Origin of the sequence: Clostridium oryzae (assembly GCF_002029235.1) — a bacterium.
Taxonomy (GTDB): Bacteria; Bacillota; Clostridia; order Clostridiales; family Clostridiaceae; genus Clostridium_AE; species Clostridium_AE oryzae.
The window spans coordinates 1-12,362 of the sequence record NZ_MZGV01000035.1 but is presented as its reverse complement, the minus strand read 5'-3'; the positions used below and the strand labels follow the sequence as shown (position 1 = coordinate 12,362).

Sequence of the window (12,362 nt, the reverse complement as noted above, 5' to 3'; positions counted from 1 at the left end):
TATATTTAATCAACCCCATAAACTGAAAAGGTCATTTAAGAAATAGTAATTTAATTTCCTAATATGGCCTTTAAATATTTTCATAAATGGCTAAACTCACTCATCATTACTTTGTTTCTGCCTGTCTGCTTTGCTTTGTACAACATATTATCCGCATTACTTATCACCGAATCAATATCGGTTCCATTGTACGGATAGAAACTTACTCCAAAACTGGCAGTTACCGAGTAATGTTTGTCACCGAATCTAACCATGTTTTCACTTATTCTTTTTCTTGTATTCTCCACTTCTGTCCAAACATCTCTAGCATTAATAATCTCCGGCACAAATATGACAAATTCTTCTCCGCCATATCTTGCAACCATACTGTTACTATTGAAGCTTTCTGTTAGAATTCTAGATGTACTTCTAAGTACTTCATCTCCAAATTGGTGTCCAAATCGATCATTAGCTAATTTAAAAAAGTCTATGTCTACCATAATAACAGCAAAACTCCGCTCTTTATTATTAGCTATATATTTTAGTACTTCTTCGAAAAAATACCTTCTATTATATATTCCTAGTAGTGGATCCCTTACAGCTAACTCTTTTATTTTCTGATACAGCTGATTATTTTCTATTGCTATTGCTATTTGGTTGGCTATTGCCGAAATGAATTTTATATGTTCTGGATTGAAAAAGTTAAAATGAGTATGTTCTACAACAATATATCCAATAAACTTTTCTCTTAGTCTTATGGGAACACCTATAACTGAATGTATATTAATATCATAATTTTCTTCTTCTAGTCCATGAACTGAGCTTTTACTGTTTATTACAAATGGTTCATCTTTTTCTAGAAGTTTTAACTTATCTCCATCAAAATAAATATGACTTTTATCTTTCTTATTGGTAGCCATTATTTCAATCTCATTGCCATTTTTTATATATACGGTAGAATACATAACTCCTAATATTCCTATGATCATGTCATTTATCATAGAAATAAGGTTTTCATCTTCTATGCTGGAATTTATGTATTTACTAATCTCTACTATATTCGCCATGGCATCCAAATTCTTTTCAAGTTCAATGTTCTTGTTAGTGAGTGAAAGAAGCTTCTCTTCTGTAAAATTTTGATATACCTCAAATTCATCTTTTATCTTTTTATATAATTGCCTATAGTCTACCATTTCCCCAACTCCCAGAAAAACTGTACAATGAAATAAACGTTCGATTATAATATAATATTAAATTATTTTCGAAATATAATCAACAAAAACTTATTACTTATACCAATTGGTTTTATCACTGCTTCCTTCTACAACGACATCAGCATAAATTTTCAGTTGAGTTTTATACCATATATTCTTACAAGGCAGATGCGGATATTTTCTATAGAACTCGTCTTGGATAGAAAATGCATCAACTTTTTCAGTTATAAACTTTTGAAAAATGTCCGAGCAAAAAAATATCAAATTGTTTTCAGCACTCTTTTCCATTATCTTAGCACTTTTAGGATTTAAATATACACTCCTCTGAGTTTCAGCTAAACTGGTTTTTACTTTTATGTGTTTCTCCATTAATATATTATTGTTTCGATAATACAGTCTTGTTTTTGTATTAGCATTTAGTATTTCAAGCGTAACATACTGATCATCATGATAAGGATTTGTAACTTCCATCGTTCCTGTCTTGACTTCGTTAATAAGAAAACTATATCTTTGACTTCTGCGCTTATCTATATAGTCCACCATCTTGTAATTGTCAATTATCGCAGCTCCATTAATTTGAATTTTAGGCTCCATTGCTTCCTGATTTATAGTTATTGCAGTTATCGCTGTTGTTTTACTTTTGGAAGCCATCTTCTCCATTAATGTGTTAAAATTTATTTCTACTGACCTAGATGAAGCTCCAACATTTTCGATAAGGTTATACAAATACATTCCTATGTACTCTTCTTCTTTTATATTTAGATTAAAAAAATCATTTATATCTCCAAGATACACAAAAACATGAGGTCTTATCAATAATTCCTGGTCTCTATCAATAAAATCTATAAACTTATCGAGACCCTTTCTTGCTGCTCTTTCCGAAAAGATTATTGCCTTGTTCTGTGTATAATTATTCTTGTAGCTACTGGAAAGATTAAGATCCCTCTCAGCTTCAAATAAAGTCTTGCCAATGCCCTTTGAAACAAGTCTTACTCCCGTTTCTACACCTTGAGAAGTAGATTTATATGGTTTAAAGCTTTCATTATAGAGTACTATATTATCAGTCTCGTCGATATCTACAAGAAATGCTGTAACATACACCTGTTTATTTATATCTCGGTAATTAAAGCAGCCAGACATCAAAAATATAAACGGCACACAAGATAAAATAACTATTATTTTCTTCATTTTCTCACCCTTTCACAGGACCTTTTTTGATATGTTCCTTAAATCATCTCTGAATATTACATCTCTATACTTAAATTTTCTAAATGTACCCATCGGGAACAGATAATTGTATTGGCAGCTTTCAAGAGAACTGATTTGAGTTACCATTAAGAAAAATCCCACAAAATATCCTGGGAGTCCATTTATTGATGCCATAAAAACTAATACTAGAGACCAAAAAGTTATAGCTCCATACAATTTAGGTACTAAAAAATAGCATATAGAGGAAAGTGAAACTACAAGTACAGTGGTTTGAGATGTTATTCCAGCTCCTGTAGCAGCATCACCAAGTATCAACGCTCCAACTATGCTCATAGCCTGGCCTATAGGCTGTGGTAATCTTATGCCTGCCTCTTTTATTAGTTGAAAAAACAAGAACATCAAAAGCACTTCTACGCTTGTTGGAAAAGGAACTCCCGATCTTGATACAGCCAGCCTGAAAACAAATACCGTAGGTATAAGTGAGAAATGGTATGTGGTAATAGCAATATAAAATCCTGTAAGCAGCGTAGCAATAAAAAATGCACCCCACCTTATGAGTCTTGACATAGATGCGTAGTACTTATTTATGTAATAATCATCTGGAGTCTGAAAGTTTTCGACAAAAAAATACGGAGCTGTTAACACATTAGGTGTACCATCAACTAAAACTGCAATCCTGCCTTCCATAATCTTGGAGGCCACTACATCAGGCTTTTCACTTCGTCCTGTAAGATCGAAAAGAGATTTATGGTGTACTAAAGCTTCCTCTATGGCTGCCGTGTCTAGAATAAAATCATTGTTTATGTTATTTAATGTGTTTCTTACATAATTAATTAGCCTATCAGGAGCAGTCCCATCAAGATAGCAAAATATAACCATAGTATTGCTTTTCTTACCCAAAGTGTAGCTTTCAAGTTTCAATCTGTCATTTTTTATTCTTCTTCTTATCATGGATATATTATCGGTTATGCTTTCATTGAACCCTTCCCTTGGTCCTTGAAGTACAGCTTCTGTTTCAGGAATTGCTATACTCCTTTTTGCAAAACCCTTAGCTTCACAAAAAATTCCCTGCTTTGTATTTGAAAGAATAATTATAACATCACCGGAAAGTATATGTTCTATAGCCTTTGCTTCATTATCAATATCATCTATATTGTTAGCGTACAGGACCCTTTTCTTTAATGTATCCGTATCTGCTATACATTGATTATAATTAATTATAGGGTTCATAATATTTTGGCTTATAAATTTTGAGTCACACATATTATCGATAAATATTATATGTATGTCATTTCCGTCTAGGTTCATTATCCTATGTTTTACATCGAAATTTTCTTTCAACTCTTTCTTTATAAGGTCTATATCAAGCATTAGAGTCACTCCTTTCCAATTTATTGTTTAATATCGTTTAATATTGCAAATAATATGTATTATACTTGGATAGAAAGCTGAATAGAGGTACATAATTATGCAAAGAATTAATTCTAAACATTTGATGTTTGTAATATGGGGAACATGTATAGTTTCTCTCAAAACCAATATAAGTATTCCAATTTCAAACGCTGGAAGAGATATATGGATTTCGGTAATTATCGCTTCGATAGTAATTCTCTTATACATTGTATCTGTTGAAAATATAATGATAAAAAGCAGCAAATTCAACTTATATGAAATCTACACTGGGGCTTTAGGCAAGATATTAGGTAATATCTTTTTATTGCTGACGGCTCTATCATTTATTGTTATGCTTATCGAATGCGCAGCGACAGAAGCAAGTACAGTTCATACTAACTTGTTTATCGAAACTCCTCATTGGTATCTGCTCATCCTATTTGTAATACCAGCAATATACTCAGTAAAGAAAGGTCTTGTTCCAACAATTGTAATTACAATTATCGGAATGATTCTAGCTATGCTGGCCGGTGTAAATTTAGTTATATTAACTTCTTCTTATAAAAACTATAAGTTGCTCTTTCCAATATTAGCTCACGGATTAAATATGGATATTATTATTGGTGCAATAAAATGTATTGGATATTATGGGGGGATACTAACCTTTTTTACATTTCTAGATTTTGTGGATAGTCATGATGTACATAATATTAAACGTTTTTCGATAATTGGCTTTTTAATGATTTTTCAAATGCAGGTGGTGTCAAGTTCAGGAACAATAGTCTCTTTTGGTCCCGAAAGAGCAGGCTATTTGGTTTACCCAAAACTTATACAGACTCAAGAAATAAGCTATTTTGGATATATTGAAAATGGAGAATTATTTGTATTATTCCAAACTTTAGGCGGTTGGTTTGTAAAATACATACTTACCTTTTTCGCATTGAGAACAATCTTAAGAAGATATTCATTTGATAATATCTATGTAATTGTATCACTGAGTCTGATGATATTAGTAGTTTCTTATTTTGCTTCTAGCAACCTTTTAAGGCTAATAAAATTACAGCACTATTACTGCTATTTCAACGCTATAACTATGGTACTCATTCCGTGGATTATTTTTGGAATATACTCATTTCGCTCGAAAAAAAATGCATAAAAATATCCATATAATATTGAAAAAACACAGTATTTTTAATATAATGATATTGTATATAAATATATATTAGGATGATTTATCATTGAGCTACACTTCCTTAAAATCCAGGAAGCTTTAGTCCGTGTATGAATGTTCCTAAGATTTAAGGAGGTATATATAATGGCAGACAAGACTATTGTATGCAAGGATTGTGGTAAAGAATTTTTATTTACAGAGGGAGAACAAGCTTTTTATAAAGAAAAGGGATTTGAAAACGATCCTGTTAGATGCCCTGAATGTAGAAAAGCTAAAAAGGCTCAAAGAAATAACAGAGACAGAAAGTTCTAAGAGAGGTCTTCCTCTCTTTTTTCTTGTCTACGATTTTATAGAATTTTGTACTTTTGGGATTATCCCAAGAGATAACCAGAAGCCATGAAGAAAAAAGAAATAAGGATTAAATATTATATTTAAAGCTCAGCGATTAAAAATTGAACAGGCAACAGAAGTAGTAAGATAATGGCAGTAGGCGACATAGAGCAATTTCTTAATGAACGGGATTAGTCGCCGTATGCCAGTATCTTTTATTTTTTATATATGCTTATATATTCTAGTTACTATTGGCAACAGTATACTAGCTAAAATAATTCCTGATGCAGCCTGGATTATATTTCCCAACACATCCGCAGTAGACGCAATAAGCGCAGCCGCTAATGATGACTCAGTTCCTGAAATCAAATACATAATTGCAGCTCCAGCGAAATAATAACCAACTATCATCCATATTCCTGCTACAGTGAAAGCAAAAACGTTATTAATTGGATTTTCACCATTATATTCTCCTCTAAGTGCTATCGATGCTGCTATAAGTGCCATAACTCCTTTTATAATAAATGTGAACGGTGCCCAAGTTGCATATCCTGAAGCTAAATCTGCTAGCATCATCCCAATGGCTGCTGCTGCAAAACCCTTCTTCTTTCCTAGAAGCACAGCTGCTACAAACACCATTGTATCTCCTAAATGTATATACCCTTTATTGGGTGTAGGTATCTGAATTATAAATGTCGCAATAAATATAAGTGCGGCCATCAACGAAGTAAAAACTAAATCTCTAACTGAAAAAACACTACTTTTCTGTTTTTTTAATTGCATCATATCTTTTTAACCCCCGATAATTATTTGCAGCTGCTATAATATATTATATTAGCTAAAAAACACTTTGCAAATGTACCGGTACTCTTTAATAAGCAATAAAAAATGGTTACACCATATGTCGGGTGTAACCATTTTTAATGCCCTAGCTCTTAATTTTTACATAATACTTTTATTTTATTTATTCTATTACCTTTCTATCTTAATTCACTAACTTCAAAATATTTTACTGTTTCTTTTTAACTTCTTCGAAAACACGCTGTACCGTTCTTTTATTTAATGCCCATCTTTCTTACTCTTTAGGGATCTATCTTGATATTAATTAAAAGTTATCCACAATTGGAAAAAATCATAAATTCCTAGAGACTAAAAAAGGAAATGTTGTGGCACTGCAGAAATTGATCCGTTCATTAAGCACTTGTAATACAAATTTTATGCAAATTTTCTAATTAGGGCAAACTCGGCTATGCCTCAAACACTACCCAAATCTTAACGAAAATTTGCTAACAATTGCCAAATTCACTCTATATCTCCGTTGGTTAAAGGCCTAAATGGCCTTTAACGGGTTATCTGCGAATGATAATGAGCGTGCTTAGATAACCCCGACTGTAAACATTTCCTATGCTCTAACTCTTAATATTCACAAAATGCTCTTATTATTAGGAATTCAGCACAGCTGAATTTTCTAACTTAATTCGTAATTTCTAATTATTCATCAGATTCTTTACCAATATCAGATAATATTAACCCCTTATTATGATCTAAGGCCCAGCTTATTCCCCAATCATTTTGGAATAATAAAAGATTTCTATCTTTTATATCTTTTACTGGCTTAGTATCACTGGTTATGGTTAGTTTATCCATATTCCAATCCTGATTCTCAATCCATCTTATATATCTAAATGGTAATCTATCCATTTTTATGTCAACACCGTATTCGTTTTTCAATCTATATTCAAGTACTTCAAATTGAAGTACTCCTACAACGCCTATAATTACTTCTTCCATACCTATATGAACTTCTTTAAAAACCTGTATTGCACCTTCTTGAGCAATTTGCGTTACTCCTTTTACAAACTGCTTACGTTTCATTGTATCCGCAGGTCTCACCCTAGCAAAATACTCTGGTGCGAATGTCGGTATACCTTCAAATTTAAATTTTTCACTGCCATTGCAAAGAGTATCTCCTATGCTGAATATACCTGGATCAAAAACTCCTATTATATCACCGGCGTAAGCTTCCTCAATAATTTCCCTGTCCTGTGCCATAAATTGTTGTGGCTGTGTTAATCTTATCTTATTTCCGCCCTGTATATGATTTACTTCCATACCTTTAGTAAATTTTCCGGAACATATTCTCATAAATGTTATTCTGTCACGGTGAGCAGGATTCATGTTAGCTTGGATTTTAAATACAAACGCTGAAAAATCGTTTGAATAAACATCAACCTCACCCTTGTCAGCCATTCTTGGAAGCGGAGGAAGTGTAAGGTCTAAGAAGTCCTTCAGAAATGGCTCAACACCGAAATTAGTTAAAGCACTTCCAAAAAATACTGGTGTAAGCTCTCCTACTCTTACTTTTTCTATATCAAAACTATCTCCAGCGATATCGAGAAGTTCTATATCCTCTTTAAGCTTATTGTGAAGAGCTTCTCCCAGCAAATCTTTGAATACTTCATCATCTACGTTTCCTTCTACTGATTCAACCTCAGTTTGACCATGATTTCCACCATTAAATACTTGAACAACGTTATTCTTTCTTTCATAGACGCCTTTAAATTCAGCTCCTGAACCAATAGGCCAATTCATAGGATAAGATTTTATTCCAAGAACATTTTCAATGTCCTCAAGAAGCTCAAATGGATCCTTACTTTCTCTGTCAAGCTTATTTATAAATGTAAATACCGGTATACCTCTTAAGCTGCAAACGTGAAATAACTTCTTAGTCTGCTCCTCTACACCTTTAGCTGCATCTATAACCATTACGGCACTATCTGCTGCCATTAATGTTCTGTATGTATCTTCACTAAAGTCCTGATGTCCAGGTGTGTCAAGTATATTTATACAGAAGCCGTCGTAATTGAATTGCATTACTGATGATGTTACTGATATACCTCTTTGCTTTTCTATTTCCATCCAGTCTGATACTGCATGTCTCGAAGCTTTTCTTGCTTTTACCGAACCTGCAAGTCTTATTGCTCCTCCATATAGCAGAAATTTCTCTGTCAATGTAGTCTTTCCTGCATCTGGATGTGAAATTATTGCAAAAGTTCTTCTCCTATTTATCTCTTTTATCAAATCTTCCACTATTATTCTCCTTCTATCATTCCTAATTCTTATTTCTCAATTTGCTATTATCGCTTTTAATTGTTTTTATTATCTGCTATAATTCCACTGTATGCTTAAATATATGTTTTTCATAAACCTTATAAATTATAACAGTTTTATATGGATTATACAATACGCTTTTTATACTGTAATTATTAAGATAAACGGAGGTAATTTTGTAAATATGTATAAATTATTAGCATTAGATTTAGATGGAACACTGCTTAAAAACGATAAAACTATATCAGATAAAACCTTTAAAGCTATTGAAAAAGCTAGACAAAAGGGAGTTAAGGTAGTTTTAGCTACTGGAAGACCTGCAAACGGCATAAAATATTATATAGATTATTTAAATCTAGATAGTGATGATGAATTTGCTATTACTTTTAATGGTTCTGCAGTGCAAACCTTAAAAAGCGGTAAATTGCTTTTTGAAAAAAGCTTGAGCGGAAAAGACTTGAAATATTTATATAAAATAAGTAGAGACTTTAATGTACATATCCATGCTTTTGACTCAACAGATTATTGTATCACCCCCGTAAAAAATAAATTTTCAGAGCTTGAAGCTAATATTAATAGAATTGCGCTTAAAGAAGTCGACTTCGACAGCTATTTGGATAATGATAAGATAATAAAAGTATTATTAGTTGAGGAAAAAGAGAAACTAGATTATGTAGAGAAAAATCTTCCTCGGCACGTTTACGAGAAATATTCTGTGATGCGCAGTTCCCCAATATTTTTGGAGTTTCTGGAACCAAATACAAATAAAAGCACTGGTATAAAATATCTTTCTGAAATACTTAACATTAAAAGAGAGGAAATTATTTGTATGGGAGATGCCGGCAACGATATACATATGATTAAATATGCCGGTTTAGGTGTAGCAATGGAAAACGCTTTTGAAAATGTAAAACTAGCCGCAGATTACGTAACCAAAAGCAATGAGGAAGACGGCGTAGCTCATGTTATCGAGAAATTTATTCTAAACGAATAGAATGTCTTTAATTAAATCTAAGGAGTGATTTTATGAACCCCGTTGCTTTTTCATTATTCGGGATTTCAATAAGATGGTATGGAATTCTAATAAGCACAGGCATGATTCTAGCTATAATTATTGCAAAGTATAATTGCAAATGGAGAGATGTTAATTATGACGATCTTTTAAATATAATTATTTTAGCTATACCAATAGGAATCGTTGGTGCAAGAATCTATTATGTTTTATTTCAATTTCAAGACTACAAAGGAAACTTTTTAAGTATGCTAAATATACGTCAAGGGGGCTTAGCTATCCATGGCGGACTTATTTTCGGCATACTGACAGCTATTATTTATACTCAAAAGAAAAAAATGCATTTTTTGAGTGTAGCTGACGTAGCTGCCCCTTCTATAATCATCGCTCAGGCCATAGGACGATGGGGCAATTTTTTTAATCAAGAAGCCTACGGAAGAGAAGTTTCATATTCATATATAAGTCATTTTCCCAAATTCATACAGAACGGAATGCATATATATGGTAAATATTATCATCCAACATTTTTATATGAATCAATGTGGAATCTTCTCATATTCATTATTCTCCTAATTTTTATTCGCAAGTCTAAAAAAAGAGGATTTGTAATCTTTTCTTACTTAGGATTATACTCTATAGGAAGGTTTTTTATTGAAGGCTTGAGAACTGACAGTCTTATGCTTGGACCAATTAGAGTAGCACAACTGGTAAGTATACTTGGAATTGCATTATATCTAGTATTTATTATTAAAATGATACTAGATAAAAATGGTAGGAAGTGATTTCCGTCGGCTGGAAAATGCCTCCTTCAACCACTTCCTACTTAGATTGATCCGTTCATTAAGCACTTGTAACACAAACTTTATGTAAATTTGCTGACAATTGCTAAATTCACTCTATATCTCCGTTGGTTAAAGGCCTAAATGGCCTTTAACGGGTTATCTGCGAATGATAATGAGCGTGCTTAGATAACCCCGACTGTAAACATTTCCTATGCCCTGACTCTTAATATTCATAAATTTGAACATAGGATAATTAATGAATTAAGAATGAGGAATGCGGAATTTTGATTGTATAGACACTCCTAATTATTTTAATAATCCTTTTGGAATATTACGTATAGTCTTAGTTTTTAAAAAGTTATCTGCTGATGCTCAGATTTAAGTTCTCAGAAATTCTGCTTAGCAGAATTTCTTCATTCACTTTTCTCTTTTCTCTCTGCTCTTTACTCTTATCTCATTCCTCATTCAGAATTTTTAACTATTTAATAATCTTTAAGCATATCCTTCATCTGTCTAAGTACCTTTTTTTCTATTCTCGATACTTGCACCTGGCTTATTCCCAGCATCTTAGCTACGTCAAGCTGCGTTTTGTCTTTAAAATATCTGAGCATTATAATCTGTCTGGCTTTAGCATCCAAATCTTTTAATGCATCTTTAAGAGCAATTCTATTAATTACATCTATATCCTCTTCGCTGTCCTGACTTAATTTATCTATAAGTAATATAGGTGATCCATCATCTTGATGTATCGTATCATATAAGTACTGCAATCCAAGTATAGATTCCATAGCCATTATTACTTCTTCTTTATCTATTCCCGAATGTTCAGATAATTCATCAATTGTTGGAGTTCTTCCAAGTTTCCTAGTCAGATTTTCTTTATCGAAATATAATTTTTTAGCTATATTTTTTACATTTCTGCTCACCTTTATTATCCCATCATCTCGAAGAAATCTTTTTATTTCTCCAATAATCATAGGCACGGCATATGTGGAGAATTTCACCTTGTACTTGTCATTAAAATTATTTATAGCCTTGATAAGCCCAATAGAACCTATCTGAAATATATCCTCATACTCATATCCTCTATTAATGAATTTCTTGCTTATAGAAGATACAAGCGGTAAGTTCATTTCAACTAACCTATCCAATGCTGCTTTGTCTCCACCTTGGGCCAATGTAATCAATTCAAAGTTATCGTCATAATTATAGTTATCTCTCATAGCAGCCTTATCTTCCATACTATTCCACCTAACTTATAGATTTAAAAATCTTTTCCATAACTATCTTAGTTCCTACGTTCTTTTTAGACTCAACTTTAAGTTTATCCATAAAGCTTTCCATAACTGTGAAACCCATACCTGATCGTTCTAAATCAGGTCTAGACGTATACAATGGCTGCATAGCCTGTTCAACATCATCTATACCTATACCGTTATCTAAGACAGTTATTGTGACCTTATTTTCTTCAAGCGTGGCTTCTATTGTTACAATACCGCTTTCATTACCATATCCATGAATTATTGAATTAGTTACTGCTTCAGAAATAGCTGTTTTAACATCTGTTATCTCATCAATTGTAGGATCTAGTTGAGAAATAAAAGCTGCAACTGCAACCCTTGCAAAACCCTCGTTTTCAGATTTACTTAAGAATTCTATTTTCATTTTATTATCACACATATAGTCTTCCCCCCAACTTATAGCTCACTAACAGCTTCATCTACAGTATCAAAAGTTTTAATTATTTTAAACATTCCCGAAAGTTCAAATACTCTTCGTACCGTTGGATTTAAATTTGTTATATATAAATGTCCATTTTTTAAGAGCATCTTTTTATATCTGCCTATTACTACACCAATTCCCGAACTATCCATAAAGGATACTTTAGAAAAATCCATTATTATGCACTGAGGCTTTTCCCTATCTATCTTATCATCTATTTTTATTCTTACCTCTTCTGCACTATGATGATCTAATTCGCCAATGAATTGAACTACGAGTTTTTGTTCAATATTATTAAATTTTAAATTCATAATATGTTCACTCTATACAGAGTAATTCCCCCCTTTGTACTTTATGTTACTCTAAAAGCAAATAAGCATTGTCTAATAATTTAATACATTAATGCAAAAATAATTTTAGAGTGCTCTATTATATATTTC

Annotated in this window: 12 protein-coding genes; 4 read left to right on the top strand and 8 right to left on the bottom strand. The window is 32.2% G+C overall.

The features are described 5' to 3' along the window. Nucleotides 1–80: 80 nt before the first annotated feature. The 3 genes from CLORY_RS14760 to CLORY_RS14750 all read right to left on the bottom strand — a co-directional run bounded on the left by CLORY_RS14760 (nucleotide 81) and on the right by CLORY_RS14750 (nucleotide 3,773). Nucleotides 81–1,172 (bottom strand): sensor domain-containing diguanylate cyclase, encoded by a 1,092-nt coding sequence (locus CLORY_RS14760; RefSeq protein ID WP_079425801.1) that lies wholly within the window; start codon nucleotides 1,170–1,172, stop codon nucleotides 81–83. Between the two features lie 93 nt (nucleotides 1,173–1,265). Continuing rightward, complete coding sequence (locus tag CLORY_RS14755; protein ID WP_079425800.1) at nucleotides 1,266–2,381, bottom strand: Ger(x)C family spore germination protein; 1,116 nt, start codon at nucleotides 2,379–2,381, stop codon at nucleotides 1,266–1,268. 12 nt (nucleotides 2,382–2,393) lie between these two features. Continuing rightward, complete coding sequence (locus tag CLORY_RS14750) at nucleotides 2,394–3,773, bottom strand: spore germination protein (protein ID WP_079425798.1); 1,380 nt, start codon at nucleotides 3,771–3,773, stop codon at nucleotides 2,394–2,396. Nucleotides 3,774–3,870: 97 nt separating this feature from the next. Here CLORY_RS14750 and CLORY_RS14745 point away from each other — a divergent pair, with 97 nt between their 5' ends. Continuing rightward, the gene (locus CLORY_RS14745; protein WP_079425796.1) at nucleotides 3,871–4,950 is read left to right on the top strand and encodes an endospore germination permease; all 1,080 of its coding nucleotides are present in this window, start codon (nucleotides 3,871–3,873) and stop codon (nucleotides 4,948–4,950) included. 159 nt (nucleotides 4,951–5,109) lie between these two features. Continuing rightward, nucleotides 5,110–5,277, top strand: a complete 168-nt coding sequence (locus CLORY_RS14740; protein WP_079425794.1) for a zinc-ribbon domain-containing protein — start codon at nucleotides 5,110–5,112, stop codon at nucleotides 5,275–5,277. 240 nt (nucleotides 5,278–5,517) lie between these two features. Here CLORY_RS14740 and CLORY_RS14735 read toward each other — a convergent pair whose 3' ends face one another. After that, entirely contained in the window at nucleotides 5,518–6,081 is a 564-nt protein-coding gene (locus CLORY_RS14735; protein ID WP_341456646.1) for an ECF transporter S component, read from the bottom strand. A gap of 705 nt (nucleotides 6,082–6,786) precedes the next feature. Further along, nucleotides 6,787–8,385, bottom strand: coding sequence for a peptide chain release factor 3 (locus CLORY_RS14730; RefSeq protein ID WP_079425791.1), 1,599 nt, complete (start codon nucleotides 8,383–8,385; stop codon nucleotides 6,787–6,789). 205 nt (nucleotides 8,386–8,590) lie between these two features. On the opposite strand from CLORY_RS14730, the gene CLORY_RS14725 reads away from it, so the two are divergent. Next, entirely contained in the window at nucleotides 8,591–9,400 is an 810-nt protein-coding gene (locus tag CLORY_RS14725; RefSeq protein WP_079425790.1) for a Cof-type HAD-IIB family hydrolase, read from the top strand. Nucleotides 9,401–9,432: 32 nt separating this feature from the next. Beyond that, entirely contained in the window at nucleotides 9,433–10,200 is a 768-nt protein-coding gene (lgt, locus tag CLORY_RS14720; protein WP_079425788.1) for a prolipoprotein diacylglyceryl transferase, read from the top strand. Nucleotides 10,201–10,682: 482 nt separating this feature from the next. Here the strand turns inward: lgt and sigF are convergent, their stop codons facing one another. Genes sigF through spoIIAA form a run of 3 tightly spaced genes read right to left on the bottom strand, consistent with a single transcriptional unit; the run spans nucleotide 10,683 to nucleotide 12,233 of the window. Beyond that, the gene (gene sigF, locus CLORY_RS14715) at nucleotides 10,683–11,441 is read right to left on the bottom strand and encodes an RNA polymerase sporulation sigma factor SigF (RefSeq protein ID WP_079425786.1); all 759 of its coding nucleotides are present in this window, start codon (nucleotides 11,439–11,441) and stop codon (nucleotides 10,683–10,685) included. 10 nt (nucleotides 11,442–11,451) lie between these two features. Continuing rightward, nucleotides 11,452–11,880, bottom strand: coding sequence for an anti-sigma F factor (spoIIAB, locus tag CLORY_RS14710; protein ID WP_079425784.1), 429 nt, complete (start codon nucleotides 11,878–11,880; stop codon nucleotides 11,452–11,454). Between the two features lie 17 nt (nucleotides 11,881–11,897). Further along, the gene (spoIIAA, locus tag CLORY_RS14705; RefSeq protein ID WP_079425782.1) at nucleotides 11,898–12,233 is read right to left on the bottom strand and encodes an anti-sigma F factor antagonist; all 336 of its coding nucleotides are present in this window, start codon (nucleotides 12,231–12,233) and stop codon (nucleotides 11,898–11,900) included. Nucleotides 12,234–12,362 lie beyond the last annotated feature (129 nt).